Annotated in this window: 16 protein-coding genes; 9 read left to right on the forward strand and 7 right to left on the reverse strand. The window is 69.5% G+C overall.

Going from position 1 to position 16,552, the window contains the following annotated elements:
* Window positions 1–96: 96 nt before the first annotated feature.
* Entirely contained in the window at window positions 97–804 is a 708-nt protein-coding gene (locus tag FB560_RS13120; RefSeq protein ID WP_141872776.1) for an IclR family transcriptional regulator, read from the forward strand.
* Window positions 805–894: 90 nt separating this feature from the next.
* On the opposite strand, the gene FB560_RS13125 is transcribed toward FB560_RS13120, so the two are convergent.
* Entirely contained in the window at window positions 895–2,154 is a 1,260-nt protein-coding gene (locus FB560_RS13125; protein ID WP_229673077.1) for an MFS transporter, read from the reverse strand.
* 261 nt (window positions 2,155–2,415) lie between these two features.
* On the opposite strand from FB560_RS13125, the gene FB560_RS13130 reads away from it, so the two are divergent.
* The 8 genes from FB560_RS13130 to FB560_RS13165 all read left to right on the forward strand — a co-directional run bounded on the left by FB560_RS13130 (window position 2,416) and on the right by FB560_RS13165 (window position 10,946).
* Entirely contained in the window at window positions 2,416–3,894 is a 1,479-nt protein-coding gene (locus tag FB560_RS13130) for a fumarylacetoacetate hydrolase family protein (RefSeq protein WP_141872777.1), read from the forward strand.
* Window positions 3,891–4,577 (forward strand): GntR family transcriptional regulator, encoded by a 687-nt coding sequence (locus tag FB560_RS13135; protein ID WP_141872778.1) that lies wholly within the window; start codon window positions 3,891–3,893, stop codon window positions 4,575–4,577. The genes FB560_RS13130 and FB560_RS13135 overlap by 4 nt, the downstream gene beginning before the upstream one ends.
* Entirely contained in the window at window positions 4,574–6,070 is a 1,497-nt protein-coding gene (hpaE, locus tag FB560_RS13140; RefSeq protein ID WP_141872779.1) for a 5-carboxymethyl-2-hydroxymuconate semialdehyde dehydrogenase, read from the forward strand. The genes FB560_RS13135 and hpaE overlap by 4 nt, the downstream gene beginning before the upstream one ends.
* A 32-nt stretch (window positions 6,071–6,102) precedes the next feature.
* Window positions 6,103–7,266: a 3,4-dihydroxyphenylacetate 2,3-dioxygenase gene (hpaD, locus tag FB560_RS13145; protein WP_141872780.1), complete on the forward strand. Its 1,164-nt coding sequence runs from the start codon at window positions 6,103–6,105 to the stop codon at window positions 7,264–7,266.
* Window positions 7,267–7,308: 42 nt separating this feature from the next.
* A complete protein-coding gene (locus FB560_RS13150; protein ID WP_141872781.1) occupies window positions 7,309–8,094 on the forward strand; it encodes a fumarylacetoacetate hydrolase family protein in 786 nt (261 codons plus the stop codon).
* Window positions 8,079–8,879 carry an HpcH/HpaI aldolase family protein gene (locus FB560_RS13155; protein WP_141872782.1) on the forward strand — a complete coding sequence of 267 codons (801 nt, stop codon included), beginning with the start codon at window positions 8,079–8,081 and terminating at the stop codon, window positions 8,877–8,879. Before FB560_RS13150 ends, FB560_RS13155 begins: the two co-directional genes overlap by 16 nt.
* Window positions 8,880–8,954: 75 nt before the next feature.
* Window positions 8,955–10,187, forward strand: a complete 1,233-nt coding sequence (locus FB560_RS13160; RefSeq protein ID WP_141872783.1) for an MFS transporter — start codon at window positions 8,955–8,957, stop codon at window positions 10,185–10,187.
* 39 nt (window positions 10,188–10,226) lie between these two features.
* A complete protein-coding gene (locus tag FB560_RS13165) occupies window positions 10,227–10,946 on the forward strand; it encodes a DUF6882 domain-containing protein (protein ID WP_141872784.1) in 720 nt (239 codons plus the stop codon).
* 18 nt (window positions 10,947–10,964) lie between these two features.
* Here the strand turns inward: FB560_RS13165 and FB560_RS13170 are convergent, their stop codons facing one another.
* The 6 genes from FB560_RS13170 to FB560_RS13195 all read right to left on the reverse strand — a co-directional run bounded on the left by FB560_RS13170 (window position 10,965) and on the right by FB560_RS13195 (window position 16,472).
* On the reverse strand, window positions 10,965–11,753 hold the full coding sequence (locus FB560_RS13170; protein WP_141872785.1) for an ABC transporter ATP-binding protein: 789 nt from the start codon (window positions 11,751–11,753) through the stop codon (window positions 10,965–10,967).
* A complete protein-coding gene (locus FB560_RS13175) occupies window positions 11,750–12,571 on the reverse strand; it encodes a siderophore-interacting protein (RefSeq protein ID WP_141872786.1) in 822 nt (273 codons plus the stop codon). The genes FB560_RS13170 and FB560_RS13175 overlap by 4 nt, the downstream gene beginning before the upstream one ends.
* A complete protein-coding gene (locus tag FB560_RS13180) occupies window positions 12,571–13,593 on the reverse strand; it encodes a FecCD family ABC transporter permease (protein WP_141872787.1) in 1,023 nt (340 codons plus the stop codon). Before FB560_RS13180 ends, FB560_RS13175 begins: the two co-directional genes overlap by 1 nt.
* Window positions 13,590–14,630, reverse strand: coding sequence for a FecCD family ABC transporter permease (locus FB560_RS13185; protein ID WP_211349967.1), 1,041 nt, complete (start codon window positions 14,628–14,630; stop codon window positions 13,590–13,592). Before FB560_RS13185 ends, FB560_RS13180 begins: the two co-directional genes overlap by 4 nt.
* Window positions 14,627–15,634 (reverse strand): ABC transporter substrate-binding protein, encoded by a 1,008-nt coding sequence (locus FB560_RS13190; protein ID WP_141872788.1) that lies wholly within the window; start codon window positions 15,632–15,634, stop codon window positions 14,627–14,629. Before FB560_RS13190 ends, FB560_RS13185 begins: the two co-directional genes overlap by 4 nt.
* Before the next feature lie 73 nt (window positions 15,635–15,707).
* Window positions 15,708–16,472 (reverse strand): helix-turn-helix domain-containing protein, encoded by a 765-nt coding sequence (locus tag FB560_RS13195; RefSeq protein WP_170198122.1) that lies wholly within the window; start codon window positions 16,470–16,472, stop codon window positions 15,708–15,710.
* Between the last annotated feature and the right edge of the window lie 80 nt (window positions 16,473–16,552).

A 16,552-nucleotide genomic window follows, 5' to 3' on the forward strand; every position in this document is an offset into this window, starting at 1 on the left:
ACCGTTCTACTATTGAACACAGCTTATTCGCGCCCCGCCGGTAGCGCAAGGAACACGGGAACACGACGGACGCGAGCGACGCAGAGGAGCGCCCTCATGGCAGAGACCACGACGTCACCCGCCTCGCAGACCCTGAGCCGCGGCATCCGCATCCTCGAGGTGCTCGCCGACGCGCGCATCCCGCTCACGATCGACGAGATCGCGCTCCGGCTGGGCGTGCACCGCTCGATCGCCTACCGACTGCTGCGGACACTGGAAGACCACGGTCTCGTGACACGCGATGCGGCGGGAGCGGTGAGTCTCGGCGCCCGCATGGCGGCATTGGCAGCGGGGGTCGCCCACGATCTGCAGGCCGAAGCACTTCCGGAGCTGACCGCGATCGCGAATGAACTCGGGATGACCTGCTTCCTCGCCGTGCTCGACGGGTCGGAGTGCATCACCCTGGCGAGCGTCGAGCCACGGCATGCGGTCGCGAGCGTCGCCCAGCGTCCTGGCGCACGGCATCCGGTCACCGTGGGGGCACCGGGCAAGGCGATCCTGGCCCAGCTGCCGTCCATCGACTGGCCCGCCGACGTCTCCCCCGACCTCCGCGAGGCGATCGCGCTGACGGATGCTCGGGGCTATGCGACCAGTCACGATGAGGTGATCCCGACCGTGCAGTCCGTCGCCGTCCCGCTCATCCTCCGCGGCCAGCGCCCGGCGGCGATCGCCGTGGTGCACGTCGCGACCGACCTGGATGACGCCGCGATCGCCGCGCGCCTGCAGCGCTCCGCCGCCGTGATCCGCGACGCCCTCGACGGCTGACGCCCGCCCGCCGACGCACGTCACGCCGAACGCGCGAACGCCCGCCCGTGATTTCCGGGCGGGCGTTCGCGATCAGGACGGGCCCGCGGATCAGGCGTTCGCGAGTCCGCGGATCGGGCTCACGGACTGCTCGTCCTCGTGGTCGGGTCCCAGCGGGATCCCTGAGCGGTCGCGCAGCAGCAGCGTCGCGATCAGACCGAGCAGAGTCATGCCGGCGAGGTACCAGGTGACTCCCACTGTCGAACCGGTCGCCTGCACGATGGCCGTGGCGATGAGCGGAGCGAAGGCTCCACCGGCGATCGCACCGATCGCGTACGAGATCGAGACGCCGGAGAAGCGGATGCTGGCCGGGAACAGCTCGGTGTACAGCGCCGCCTGCGGCCCGTAGGTGAAGCCGAGACCGATCGTGAGGATCGCGAGCCCGGCGAAAAGCAGCCCGATCTCACCGGTGTTCACGAGCGGGAACAGCGTGAACACACCCACCAGCTGGAGCACCCAGCCGATGATGTAGGTGGAGCGGCGACCGATGCGATCCGAGACCCATCCGGCCAGGAGCGTCGTGAGCAGCCAGGTGACGGCGGAGCCGGCGACGGCCCACAGCACCTCTCCACGCTCGAGTCCGATCGGACCGTCGGGGTTCGTGGCGTAGCCCTGGATGTATCCGCCGGTGGTCATGTAGCCGACCGCGTTGTTGCCCGCGAACACGAGCGCGGCGATGACGACGAGCAGTGCGTGCTTGCGGAACAGCTGCACGATCGGCATGCGGGCCTTCTCCTTGCGCGCGGCGAGCTCGGTGAACACCGGGCTCTCCTCGACCTTGCGCCGCACGTAGTAGCCGACCAGGATCAGCACGACGCTGAGCAGGAACGGGACCCTCCAGCCCCAGATCGCGAACTGCTCTCCGGGCGCGATCGCGGTCATCAGCGCCATGACGCCCGAGGCGAGCAGCAGCCCCAGCGGCACACCGATCTGCGGCGAGGCACCGAAGATGCCGCGCTTCTTGCGGGGAGCATGCTCGACGGCCATGAGCACGGCGCCACCCCACTCACCACCGGCCGAGATGCCCTGCACGACACGCAGCAGCACCAGCAGGATCGGCGCCAGGACGCCGATGGTCTCGTACGTGGGCAGGATGCCGATCAGGGCCGTCGCGGCGCCCATGAGGATCAGCGTCCACATCAGCACGGTCTTGCGTCCGAACTTGTCTCCGTAGTGGCCGGCGAGGAACGCGCCGAGCGGACGGAAGAGGAAGCTCACACCGACGGTCGCGAACGCGATCAAGGCGCTGTTCGCGCCGAGCGGCTCGAAGAACAGCTGTCCGAACACGAGGCCGACCGCGGTGGCGTAGATGAAGAAGTCGTACTACTCCACGGTGGTTCCGACGACGGTCGCGAACACGACACGTCGCCGATCAGCCGCTGTCGCGATGGTTCCGGTGGGCGTGAACCCATCCTGTGACTGCCCGCTCATGGGGTGTCTCCTTTGATTGTGACTGCATTGTCACGGCGTGCGGCGGACGTGAATCCGAGTGCTTGCCGAGGGGTGAACCGATGATATATGATTTCGAATACGACGCACAAGGCGTTGCAGACGAGCGCGAGGAGGCGCCCCGTGACGGATCCCATCGACCGCCCCGGCAAGATCATCGCGATCCACCTGAGCTATGCCTCTCGTGCGGATCAGCGGGGCAGGCGCCCCGCATCCCCCTCCTACTTCTTCAAGCCGGCGAGTTCCGTCGCCGCATCCGGCGGCACGGTCGAACGTCCGGCCGGCACCGAACTGCTCGCATTCGAGGGTGAGATCGCTCTGGTCATCGGCACCGCCGCTCGCCGGGTCCCGCTCGGCGAGGCCTGGGCGCACGTGGGGGCCGTCACCGCGTCGAACGACCTCGGCCTGTACGACCTGCGAGCGAACGACAAGGGCTCCAACGTCCGGTCGAAGGGCGGAGACGGGTACACCCCGCTCGGCCCCCGGCTGATCGATGCTCAGCAGGTCGACCCCGCGGCCCTCCGCGTGCGCACCTGGGTCAACGGCGAGCTCCGTCAGGACGACACCACAGCGGGGCTCATCTTCCCGCTCGCACAGCTGGTCGCCGACCTCTCGCAGCACTTCACGCTCGAACCGGGCGATGTGATCCTCACCGGCACCCCTGCAGGGTCATCCGTGATCGTCCCCGGCGACGTCGTCGAGGTCGAGGTCGACGCTCCTGACGCCGAGGGGGCGCCCTCCTCCGGTCGCCTCGTCACGACGGTCACGCAGGGCGACGTTCCTTTCGACGGAGAGCTCGGCTCGCTCCCCGCGGTCGACGACCTGCAGCGCACGGAGGCCTGGGGCTCCCGGGAGGAGGCCGGACTCCCGCCGGCCGGCGCCGCCGCACCGGAGAGCGGGATCTCCCCCGCGCTCCGCGCCAAGCTCCTCGAAGCCCCCACCGCCGGCCTCTCGGCGCAACTGCGCAAGCGCGGACACCACTCCTGCTTCATCGACGGCGTGCACGCCAACATCCCCGGCAGCAAGATCGTCGGAACGGCCAAGACGCTGCGGTTCGTGCCGTTCCGCGAAGACCTCTTCGCCTCGCACGGTGGCGGATACAACGCGCAGAAGCGCGCCTTCGACGCCGTGGACGAGGGTGAGGTCATCGTGATCGAGGCCCGTGGCGACGCCACCACCGGCACCCTGGGCGACATCCTGGCCCTCCGCGCCCACGCGCGCGGCGCGGCAGGCGTGGTCACCGACGGCGGCATCCGCGACTTCGACGCGGTGGCCGAGATCGGCCTGCCGGTGTTCTCGCAGGGCGCGCACCCCTCGGTCCTCGGTCGCAAGCACGTGCCGTGGGACGTCGACATCACGATCTCGTGCGGCGGCGCGACCGTGCAGCCCGGCGACATCATCGTGGGCGACGGAGACGGCGTGATCGTCATCCCGCCGGCCCTGGCCGAATCGGTCGCCGACGATGCCCTCGCGCAGGAGATCGAAGACGCCTGGATCGCCGAGCAGGTGGCGGCCGGTCACCCCGTCGACGGCCTGTTCCCGTTGAACGCCGAGTGGCGCGCGCGCTACGTGGCCGCCACCGGCACGGGGGACCGGCGATGACCTCCGTCAGCAGCGCGAGCAAGTCGGAGCAGGCGTACGCCTGGATCCGCTCGCGCATCTCGGGTCACGCCTTCGGGCCCGGCTACCGCCTGGTGCTGGGTTCGATCGCCGAGGAGCTCGGCATGAGCGTGGTGCCCGTGCGCGAGGCGATCCGCCGACTCGAGGCCGAGGGACTCGTCACGTTCGAACGCAACGTCGGCGCCCGCGTCACTCTGGTCGACGAGAGCGAGTACGCCCACACGATGCAGACGCTCGGCCTGGTCGAGGGCGCAGCGACCGCGCTGTCTGCTCCCCTGCTCGACGCCGCCGCCCTCGACGCCGCCGCCGAGGTCAACGAGCAGATGTCGCGCATGCTCGAGCACCTCGACGCGCACGCCTTCACCGAGCTGAACCGCCAGTTCCACTCGGTGCTGTTCGAGCCGTGCCCGAACCCGCACCTGCTCGACCTCGTGCACCGCGGATGGGCGCGGCTGTCCGGCATCCGCGACTCCACGTTCGCCTACGTGCCCGGCCGCGCGCAGCACTCGGTCGACGAGCACACCCAGATCCTCGAGCTCATCCGATCGGGCGCGGAGCCCCTCGAGATCGAGCTCGCCGCCCGCAACCATCGTTGGCGCACGAGGGACGCATTCCTCGACGCCCTGCACAACCGTTCCCACCAGACACTTGGAGAAGTCTCATGACCGACTCGCGCATCCCCGCCGATCTTCCCGACCACATCCAGCACTACATCGACGGCGCCTTCGTCGACTCGGTCGACGGCGACACCTTCGACGTGCTCGATCCGGTGACGAACCAGACCTACACCACAGCCGCCGCCGGCAAGAAGGCCGACATCGAGCTCGCGGTCGCCGCCGCGAAGCGCGCCTTCGAAGAAGGGCCCTGGCCGCGGATGCTGCCGCGCGAGCGCTCGCGCGTGCTGCACCGGATCGCCGACCTCGTGGAGTCCCGCGATGCGCGTCTCGCCGAGCTCGAGTCCTACGACTCGGGTCTGCCCATCACGCAGGCGCTCGGCCAGGCCCGACGCGCGGCCGAGAACTTCCGTTTCTTCGCCGATCTGATCGTCGCGCAGTCCGACGACGCCTTCAAGGTGCCCGGCCGGCAGATGAACTACGTCAACCGCAAGCCGATCGGCGTGGCCGGGCTCATCACCCCGTGGAACACCCCGTTCATGCTCGAGTCATGGAAGCTCGGGCCTGCACTCGCGACCGGCAACACGGTCGTGCTCAAGCCCGCTGAGTTCACGCCGCTGTCGGCGTCGCTCTGGGCAGGCATCTTCGAGGAGGCCGGCCTGCCGAAGGGTGTCTTCAACCTCGTGAACGGCCTCGGCGAAGATGCCGGCGACGCCCTCGTGAAGCACCCCGACGTGCCGCTCATCTCGTTCACGGGTGAGAGCTCGACCGGACAGCTGATCTTCGGCAACGCCGCACCCTTCCTCAAGGGCCTGTCGATGGAGCTCGGCGGCAAGTCGCCCGCCGTCGTGTTCGCCGATGCCGACCTCGAGGCCGCCGTCGACGCCACGATCTTCGGGGTGTTCTCCCTCAACGGCGAGCGCTGCACCGCCGGTTCCCGCATCCTCGTCGAGCGCTCCATCTACGAGGAGTTCGTCGAGCGCTACGCCGCACAGGCGAAGCGCGTCAAGGTCGGCTACCCGCATGACCCGGCCACCGAGGTCGGCGCGCTCGTCCACCCCGAGCACTACGACAAGGTCATGAGCTACGTCGAGATCGGCAAGACCGAGGGACGCCTGGTCGCCGGCGGTGGCCGCCCCGAGGGCTTCGAAGAGGGCAACTTCGTCGCCCCGACCGTGTTCGCGGATGTCTCCCCCGACGCCCGCATCTTCCAGGAGGAGATCTTCGGGCCCGTGGTCGCGATAACGCCGTTCGACTCCGACGAGGAGGCGCTGTCGCTCGCGAACAACACCAAGTACGGGCTCGCGGCATACATCTGGACCAACGACCTGAAGCGTGCGCACAACTTCGCGCAGTCCGTCGAGGCCGGCATGGTGTGGCTCAACAGCAACAACGTGCGCGACCTCCGCACCCCGTTCGGCGGAGTGAAGGCCTCTGGGCTCGGTCACGAGGGCGGCTACCGCTCGATCGACTTCTACACCGACCAGCAGAGCGTGCACATCACGCTCGGCGGCGCGCACAACCCGACATTCGGCAAGAACTGAAACCCTCTGCCTGATCACGCAAGGACGCTGACATGACACACCGCGAAGACATGACCCTGACCTCCTCCGGATACTACGTCTCCCAGGAGGCGCCGATCCGCTCCGACAACCCCGTCGCGACCCCGAAGAGCACGCCGCCGGACATCCTGCGGTGCGCATACATGGAGCTCATCGTCACCGATCTGGCGGCATCCCGCCAGTTCTACGTCGACATCCTCGGTCTGTACGTGACCGAGGAGGATGACGAGGCGATCTACCTGCGATCGACCGAGGAGTTCATCCACCACAACCTGGTGCTGCGCAAGGGTCCGATCGCCGCCGTCGCCGCGTTCTCGTACCGCGTGCGGACGCCGGAGGATCTCGACCGCGCCGTCGAGTTCTACACCGAGCTCGGCTGCGATGTACGTCGCAACCCCGAAGGCTTCGTGAAGGGCATCGGCGACTCGGTGCGCGTGATCGACCCCCTCGGCTTCCCGTACGAGTACTTCCACCAGTCCGACCACGTCGAGCGCATGTCCTGGCGCTATGACCTGCACATCCCCGGTGAGCTGGTGCGACTGGACCACTTCAACCAGGTGACCCCCGATGTGCCGCGCGCCGTCGGTTTCATGCAGGATCTCGGCTTCCGCGTCACCGAGGACATCCAGGACGACGAGGGCACCGTCTACGCCGCCTGGATGCGCCGCAAGCCCACCGTGCACGACACCGCCATGACCGGCGGCGACGGTCCGCGCATGCACCACGTGTGCTTCGCGACGCACGAGAAGCACAACATCCTCGCGATCTGCGACAAGCTCGGCGCGCTGCGCCGCTCGGATGCCATCGAGCGCGGCCCCGGCCGTCACGGTGTCTCCAACGCGTTCTACCTCTACCTGCGCGACCCCGACGGTCACCGTGTCGAGGTGTACACGCAGGACTACTACACCGGCGACCCCGACAACCCGGTCGTCACGTGGGACGTGCACGACAACCAGCGTCGTGACTGGTGGGGCAACCCGGTCGTCCCCTCCTGGTACACGGATGCCTCGCTCGTGCTCGACCTCGACGGCAACCCGCAGCCCGTCGTCGCACGCACCGACAGCTCGGAGATGGCCGTCACGATCGGCGCCGACGGGTTCTCGTACACCCGTGCGGAGGACGACGCGGCGATGCCCGAGTACAAGCAGGGCGAGTACAAGCTGGGTCACCAGCTCTAGACGCCCCCGCCCGTCGAAGGGTCGAACGAAGGAGGAAGACGGATGCTGTCAGACGAGACGATCGCACAGATCGCGGCCGAGCTCGCGGAAGCCGATCGCACGCATGCGGTGATCCCGCGGATCACGGCACGGTACCCGGAGGCGACGGTCGAGGACTCCTATGCCATCCAGGGCGTCTGGCGCGACCAGAACCTGGCGGCGGGTCGCCGGCTGATCGGGCGCAAGATCGGCCTGACGTCGAAGGCCATGCAGCAGGCGACGGGCATCACCGAGCCGGACTACGGGGTGATGTTCGACGACACCGTGTACCGGTCGGGCGCCGAGATCCCCGTCGACCACTTCTCGAACGTGCGCATCGAGGTGGAACTCGCGTTCGTGCTGAAGCATCCGCTGGAAGGCCCGGACTGCACGCTCGACGACGCCCTCGCGGCGATCGACTACGCCGTGCCCGCCCTGGAGGTGCTGAACTCGCACATCGAGCTCGAAGGGCGAACGATCGTCGACACGATCAGCGACAACGCCGCCTACGGTGCCATGGTGCTGGGCGAGGTGCACAAGCGCCCGGACGAGATCGACCTGCGCTGGGTACCCGGCGTCCTCGCCCGCAACGGCGAGATCGAGGAGACCGGTGTCGCCGCGGGCGTGCTCGGGCATCCGGCGACCGGAGTCGCCTGGCTCGCGAACAAGTTCCATCAGCACGGCGCGCGTCTCGAGGCCGGGGAGATCATCCTGGCAGGATCGTTCACACGCCCGATGTGGGTGTCGCGCGGCGACGAGGTGCTGTGCGACTACGGACCGATGGGAACAATCACATGCCGCTTCATCTAGCGCCCTCCTTCCGCGCGCGCCTCGCGTCGTCCGAACGCGCCCTGGTGGGCATGTGGGCGTGCTCGGGGAGCCCGCTCGTCACGGAGGTCGCCGCAGGGTCGGGACTCGACTGGCTGCTGATCGACATGGAGCATTCCGCGAACACTCTCGAGTCCGTGCTGCTGCAGCTGCAGGCCGCCGCCGCGTATCCGATCGCTCCGCTCGTACGGGTGGCCTCGAACGACACGGTCGCGATCAAGCAGGTGCTCGACCTCGGGGCGCAGAACATCATCGTCCCGATGGTGTCGTCCGCAGCAGAGGCGCAGGCTGCGGTCGCCGCCACCCGTTACCCGCCGGAGGGCGTGCGTGGCGTCGGGAGCGCCCTCGCCCGCAGCGCCCGCTGGAACCGGGTCGACCGCTACCTGCAGGAGTCGGCCGCGCACACCTCCCTCACGGTGCAGATCGAGACCGCGGCGGGGGTCGAGGCCGCAGCCGACATCGCCGCGATCGACGGCATCGATGCCGTGTTCGTCGGACCCTCCGACCTCTCGGCCTCGATGGGGCTGCTGGGGCAGCAGACGCATCCGAGCGTCGTCGCGGCCGTGGAGCACGTCTTCTCGGCGGTGCAGGCCGCGGGGAAGCCGGTCGGGGTCAACGCCTTCGACCCCGTGGCCGCCGACGCATACATCGCGGCAGGCGCCGATTTCGTCGCGGTCGGGGCGGATGTCGCACTGCTGGCCCGGGCATCGGAAGCCCTCGCCGCCCGCTTCATCATCGCCGAGGCGACGGAACGCGCCAGCTACTGATCGCCGTCCATTCCGCCCCCGCGGCCGGCGGGGATCGTGACAGGATTGACGGATGCACAGACGCGGAACGCTGACGTGAGCCGCGGGCTCGCGGCGATGCAGGACCGCAATTTCCGCTGGTTCTTCCTGGCGCGCGCGATCACGATGATCGCCGGATCGATGTCGTCCATCGCCCTGGCCTTCGCGGTGCTCGAGATCGACAACGACGCGCGCTCGCTGTCTTTCGTGCTCGCCGCGTTCACGATCAGCAACATCGTGTTCGTCCTGTTCGGCGGCGTGGTCGCCGACCGCCTCCCGCGTGCGCTGATCATCCAGTCCTGCTACGTGATCGACATCCTCACGATCGGGTCGATCGCCGCGCTGCTGTTCACCGGGACCGCCACGATCCCCGCGCTCGTGGTCCTCTCGGTGTTCAACGGCGCCTCCACCGCCTTCGTGATGCCCGCCATGCAGGGCATCATCCCGCAGCTGACGACGCCGGAGCACCTGCAGCAGGCGAATGCGATGCTCTCGTTCGTCCGCTCGGCCGTCACGATCGGCGGTCCGGTCGTCGCCGGCATCCTGGTCGCCACCGCGGGCCCCGCCTGGGCGATGGTCGTGCAGGCGATCGGCTGGCTGATCGCGATCCCCATCCTCGCGCTCGTGAAGCTCCCTCCGCCCGCGCACAGGGGTGGCACCACGATGTTCCACGACCTCCGGATCGGCTGGCAGGAGTTCTGGAGCCGGTCCTGGCTGTGGACCGTCGTGCTCGCCTTCATGATCATGAACGCGATCCACGTCGGCGCGTGGGGCGTCGTCGGCCCCTACATCGCGAAGAACAACGACCTGCTCGGGATCGCCGGCTGGGGATGGGTGGTCAGCGCCGAGGGAGTCGGTGTGCTGCTGATGACCCTGCTCCTGCTGTGGTTCCCGCTGCGACGTCCGCTGCGGTTCGGGATGATCGGCATGGCCGCGTTCGCGATCCCGTTGACCGTGCTCGGCGCGCATCCGGCCGTCGTGCTGCTCGCGATCGCGGCCTTCATCGCGGGAGCGGGCGTGGAGATCTTCAACACCGGCTGGAACCTGGCGTTGATGGAGAACGTCCCCGGCGAGAAGCTCTCCCGGGTCTCCAGCTACGACATGCTCGGGAGCTTCGTCGTGATGCCGATCGGCACGCTGATCTACGGCTGGCTGATCACGCACGCCGAACCGGCGACCGTTCTCATCACCTCCGGGATCATCTACGCGGTCGTCGCGCTGGCCACGTTGTTCGTTCCGAGCGTGTGGCGCATGGGCAGGCCGGCCGGAGCGTTGACGGCCCGGGGCTAGCTCTGGCGTATTCATAGCTGGGCGGGCGAGACTGTCCTCATGACCTTCGCCGCGCTCCAGCCCCTCGCCGACCGTGCCGCCCTGTTCACCGCGCTCCGTCAGGATGCCCTCTCCGCTGCCGCCGATGCGCTCGGCGAGCACCGCTGGGATGCGGACATGGCTGCAGGCACCCTCACCTTCACCGCGAACGCCGACCCGTCCCGCCAGCTGGTGACCCGCGCCCATCTGGTCGCGACGATCGCACCGGGACCCCGCTCGATGCTGTGGGCCTGGGCCCACCCCCAGGGCGACACGCAGGGCGTCGCGGCGCAGCTGCAGGCCTATGGCGCCGAGCACGGCATCGTCGAGCTCACGAGTCCCGAGGTGCCTTTCCCCGCCGATGCCGCGGCTGACGAGGAGTGGATCGCGCAGGCCGCGCACGTCGTCGGCGGTGTCGCGGTCGAACTCACCGGACGCGCGCCGTACTATTCGGCTCCGGTCGGTGGCGGCACCCGCGCCGTGTTCCTGCTCGACGCGCCGCTCGCCCCGCTCACCGTGGCCGACGCGGTCATCGCGCTCCCCCGCATCCTGTCGGGTACCGCGCTCAGCGATGCCCGCACCGCGGTGTGGGATCTCGCACGCCTCGCAAACTGGACGCTCACCTGGACCGACGAGTCTTTCAGCGGCGCCACCGTCGTCGACGCCTCCGGGTCCGCCACGTTCCGCTTCGACGAGCAGGCGCGCATCACCGGCATCGAGAGCACGCTCGCGAGTTCCTGACCCCGGCCGCAGGCGCCGTCACCGGCGCCGCGGAACCACCATCGGCGTCGCGGTCTCGGGGTCCGCGATCACGGTGCAGTCCAGGTCGAACACCTGCGCCATCACCTCGGAGGTGAGCACCTCCTCCGGCGTCCCCGTGCTCACGATCGTGCCATCGCGCATCGCGACGATCCGGTCCGCGTAGCGTGCGGCCTGATTCAGGTCGTGCAGCACGGCGACGACCGTCGTGCCATGCTCTCGGTTGATCGCGCGGAACAGATCCAGCATGTCGAGCTGGTGAGTGATGTCGAGGAACGTCGTCGGCTCGTCGAGCAGCAGCACATCCGTCTCCTGGGCGAGGGCCATCGCCAGCCACACACGCTGGCGCTGCCCGCCGGAGAGCTCGTCGACCGGACGGTCCGCGAGTTCGAGCACCGAGGTCTTCTCCATCGCCCGTCGCACCGCCTGCTCATCGGCGTCGCTCCAGGCCGAGAACGCCCGCCGGTGCGGGTAGCGGCCGCGGGCGATCAGATCGGCCACCCGCATCCCGTCCGGCGCCTCCGCCGATTGACTCAGCAGGCCCAGCTCCCTGGCGAGCTCCTTCGCCCCCCGCTCGCGGATGTCACGGCCGTCGAGCAGTACGGATCCGGCGAGCGCGGGCAGCAGCCGCGCGATCGTGCGCAGCAGCGTCGACTTGCCGCAGGCGTTCGGTCCGATGATCGCGACGAAGGAGCCGCGCGCGATCGTGAGGTCGAGGCCGGTGGAGATGGCCCGTCCGTGCGGGTAGCCGGCCGACAGACCGCGGATGTCGAATGTCGTCTCTGTCACAGTCCGTACCTCGTCAGCAGCTCGTCGGCGAGATCGCGCTGCGTCTCGTCGTCCTCGCCGTTCTCCCAGATCGCGGCGAGCTGCTCGGACAGCGCGGCCTGCTGCTCGAACCTCTTGCCCCACCGCTCGGCGTCGCGACGCCAGTAGCCCATGGTCATGTACTGCGAGGCCGGCCAGCGCAGCTCGTGACGGACGTGGCGGCGGATGTCACGCATCGTCGTCGCCTCGCCCGAGAACCAGAGGTAGGTCGCATCCGGACCCTCCGCGGTGGCGGCGAGTGTCTCGGCGACGATGTCCTCCGCCGCGACCCAGGTCGCCCGATCGCCGTCGCGGAAACGGAGGTCCTGCCGGTCGCGGGGATCGTCGACGGACAGGATCGCCCGCACGGGAGGATCGGATGCCGCCCGCTCCTCGAGGATGCGCCCGATCGCGGGAAGGGCGGTGGCATCACCGATCAGGAGCACACGCGCCGTGCCCTCCGGCACCACGAAGTGCCCGCGGGGAAGGTCGAACGCCACCGTGTCGCCGAGGCGCGCGTCACGGGCCCACTGCGTCGCGGGCCCCTCCGCGTGCACGACGAAGTCGATGTCGAGCTCATCCGCCTCAGGACGCCACGCGCGCACCGAGTAGTACCGCTTGGCCTCCTCGCCGTCAGCCGTCGACAGCCACAGCCCGAAGAATTCGTCGGGCCTGCCGCACGAGGCGAAGCGCTCGCCGGTCGTGGTGCGTGCGCCGCGCAGCGTGATGCGCAGCATGTGCGGGGTCACGGTCTGCCGTGCCGTCACCTCGGCGGTGTACACGGGGATGTCGGTGCGCATCAGCGCCTCCTTCGATTCGCCGCGGAGAGCATCCAGGCGAGGTAGAGTCCACCGATCCCGATCGTGACGAGACCTGTGGGGAGCATGGTCGGCGCGAACAGGCGCGCCGCGAGCAGGTCGCTGAACATGAGCAGCACGGCGCCGGTCATGGCGGATGCCGCGAAGGGCATCGGCCCGCTGCGCCAGACACGGCGAGCGATCTGCGGTGCCGCGAGCGCGACGAACGCGATCGGACCGGCCGCGGCGATCGTGACGGCCAACAGCACCACACCGACCAGCATGGCCGTGATGCGCAGCCGCACCGGGCGCACCCCGAGCGACGTCGCGCGGTCCTCCCCCAGCTCGTACAGCGTGAGCCCCGGTGCGAGCGCCGCGACCGCGAGCCCTCCCAGCACGAACGTGATGAGGATCAACGGCATCCAGCGGCCGTCGATGCCGTTGAGGGATCCGGCACCCCAGATGGCCGCGGTGTGCGCCACCACGTCATCGGCAGCGAGCTCGATCATGGTGTTCACGGCGCCGAGCATCGCGGTCAGGGCGATGCCGACGATGATGAGCCTGGTGCCGCCGGCCCCACGCCACGCGACGAGGGCGAACACCAGCGCCGCCGAGGCGATACCACCGCCGACCGCCCCGGCGGTGAGAGCCACGGTGCTCACCGATCCTCCGATGATGACCAGGAGCGCGCCGGTGTACGCACCTGCGGAGAAGCCGAGGATGTCGGGGCTGCCGAGGGGATTGCGTGTGATGACCTGGAACAGCGCGCCGGAGAGCGCCAGCATCGCGCCGATCGCCGCGCCGAGCACGACGCGCGGGAGCCGCCACCCGACCACGATCAGCCGGGTGCCGGCCTCTCCCCGACCGAAGAGTGCGGCGAACACGTCGGGCACCGGGATGGCTGCATCCCCCAGGCTCAGTCCGGCGATCGCCAGCGCCAGGAGCACGAAGGAGGACGCGATCCAGATGATCCGGCGACGGCGTCTGGTCGCGAAGGGGACGGCGATGACGGAGGCGATGCTCATGAGGGAGCCCCATCCGCCTGCACCCGCCGCGACAGCACGAGCGCCACCAGGACGGGAGCGCCGAGGAACGCGGTCATCACTCCGACCGGGATCGAACGCGGCGCGATCAGCAGGGCACCGAGCACATCGGCGAGCAGCAGCAGGATCGGGCCGGCCAGAGCGCTGTAGACCAGCAGCCGGCGGGTGTCGGGGCCGAAAACCGCGCGCAGCGCGTGCGGCACCAGGAGTCCGACGAAGGCGATCGGCCCTGCCGCCGCGGTCGCCGCTCCGCACAGCACCACGATCGCCAGGAACCCGCCCAGACGTGCGGCGCCGACCCGGCCGCCCAGCGCACGGGCCGTGTCCTCGCCGAGTGCGAGCAGGCCGAGTCCGGGGGCGATCAGCACGACGAGGACGAGCCCGACGGCCACGACCGCGAGGGTGAGCACGGCGGCATCGAGCGAACGCCCCCCGAGCGCACCAGCACCCCAGAGCCGCATGGACTGATAGGCGTGCGGGTCGATCAGGCTGAGCGCGGCGGTGGCGGCCGAGAGCACCGCCCCGATCGCCACGCCGGTGAGGGTGAGACGTCCGATGGATGCGCCGCGTCCGACCCCGCCGATCACCGCGACGAGAGCGCTCGCGAGTGCCGCACCGAGGAACGCGAACCACATCGTCGCGCCGAAGTCGCCGATGCGGAACACGACGATCGCGATCGCCACGGCGAGCGAGGCGCCGGCGTTGACCCCGAGCAGACCCGGCTCCGCGAGCGGATTGCGGGTGAGCGTCTGCATGATCACTCCGGCGACCGCGAGCGCGCTCCCCGCCGCGATGCCGATGAACGTGCGCGGCAGCCGTACGTCGCGCACGATCAGATCCGTCTCCGTGCCGGTGGGCGCGGTCAGCGCGACGAACAGCTCGTCGAAGGTCAGGGTCCGCGGACCGACCGCGATGCTCACCGCGACGGCGGTGAGCAGCAGGATCACCACGATCGGCAGGACGACCGCGTCGGGCGGGCGACGGAGTCTCCGCCGCCCGCCCGTGGCGAGAGTGGTCACTGCGAGAGCGGCTCGAGCACCTTGGTGGTGAGCTCGTCGATCCAGTCCTCGGCGGTGCGGTAGTCGGTCACGCTCGAGACGAGTCCGTACACCTGCCCGGTCTTCGCGATCTCCAGCTGCTGGAACAGGCTGCTGTCGATGACGTCCTGGATCGCCGGCATCTTGGTGCCGTCCGGGTTCTCGTAGGTGAGTCCGACCGTGACCCCGGCCAGGGTCGCGCCGATCTGCTCGAGGGGCAGCGAGACGTAGCCGGAGCCGTCGTCCGCATCCAGGGGGATGCCGTCGCCGTAGGCCAGTCCCATCTCGTTCACGATCAGATTGCCCGTCGAGCCGCCGGGGAGCTGGATCGAGAACTGCCCCGCCTCGTTGCCGAGCGAGAAGTTCGCCCAGGTGTTCGCCGCGATGACGTCGGCGTACTGCTCCTTCACCTCGTCCCGACGCGCCTCGTAGGAGGTCTTCGCCTCCTCCCAGGTGTCGTGCGCACCGAGCGCGGTCGCCAGGTCCTCGGTGATGGACTGCCAGTCGCCCCGGTCGTCGCCGCCGACGATGACGGTCGGCGCGATCTCGCTGAGGCGCGTGAACGTCGCCTCGTCGACCTCGTAGGCGTCACCGACGATGACGTCGGGTGCGGCGCCGGCAAGCGCCTCGAAGTTGACCTCGCCGTAGCTGCCGACCTTCGCGGCCTCGGCGATGTACGCCTGCTGGTCCTCGGTGTATCCGTCGATCCACTGGGTGTAGTCGATCGCGGCCACGACGGGCAGGTCGAGCGACATGACCTGCCAGGGGGTGTCGTAGGAGATCGCGGCGACGCGCTCCGGCGATGCGGGGACGGTCACCTCACCGTAGACGGAGTCGACCACGATCGTGTCGGCTCCATCGGCACCGCCATCGGATGACGAGTCGGCGTCGGGCGCGCACGCGGTGGCGGTGAGGACGAGGGGGATGATGATGGCTGCGGCGAGCACGGCTCGCAGGCGCGGGGAAGGGCGCAAGAGAATCTCCAATTAGGCAAGGGTTACCTAATTATGTCGCCCCTTGCCTGCCGGTTCGATGGTCGGAGTTGTGCCGATCGGTCGACTATGCGCGCGAATCGGTCACAGAGCCATGGCTGCGAGCAAAGGTGCGCGGCGACACACCCGTGCGCCGCCGGAACGCCGCGGAGAACGCGGCGAGCGATTCGAAGCCGACGGCGCGTGCCGTCCGGCCGACCTCGGCCCCGTTCGCGAGCATCGACATCGCCACCCTCAGGCGCAGCTCCGCTCGCCAGCGGGAGAACGACATGCCCGTCTCCACCGCGAACTGCCGGGTGAACGTACGCACACTCACGGATGACTGCGCGGCCCACGCATCCACTGTGCGCCGATCCGAGGGCGCGGCGACCAGGGCGTCCGTCACCGCGCGCAGCCACGGCGTCGACGGCGTCGGCAACCCGACCTCGGCCTCGCCGGAATCGCCGAGCAGATCCAGCGCGAAGGCCTCGGCCCGTGCGCGGCGCACGGGGTCCGTGTACCGCGAGAGCTGCGCGAGCACGTCGTCCAGCAGCGGCGGCACGGTGGTCACGACGACACGGGCGCTCAGCTCCGCCCCGGCATCCGGCTCGAACCAGGTGCACCGCATGCTGTTGCCCGGCGCCGCGGTGACCTCGTGCACGACGCCCGCCGGGATCCAGATGCTCGTTCCTCGGGGCGCGATGTAGACGGCATCCGGGGTGACGACGGTCACGGTGCGGGTGATCGCCGACAGCAGTTCGTGATCGTCGTGCCGATGAGCCGGCCAGTGTGCGCCGTCGGAGGTCGTGAGGATGTCGACGGAATCCAGGAGCGGATCGAGATCGATCGTCATCGTGGACTCCCAGGGGCGGAGGCGGATCGTCGGCAGCCGATGCGGATGCGGCGCACTCAGTGTACGGCCGGGGGACGACA

It is taken from the genome of Microbacterium saperdae, assembly GCF_006716345.1.
Taxonomy (GTDB): domain Bacteria; phylum Actinomycetota; class Actinomycetes; order Actinomycetales; family Microbacteriaceae; genus Microbacterium; species Microbacterium saperdae.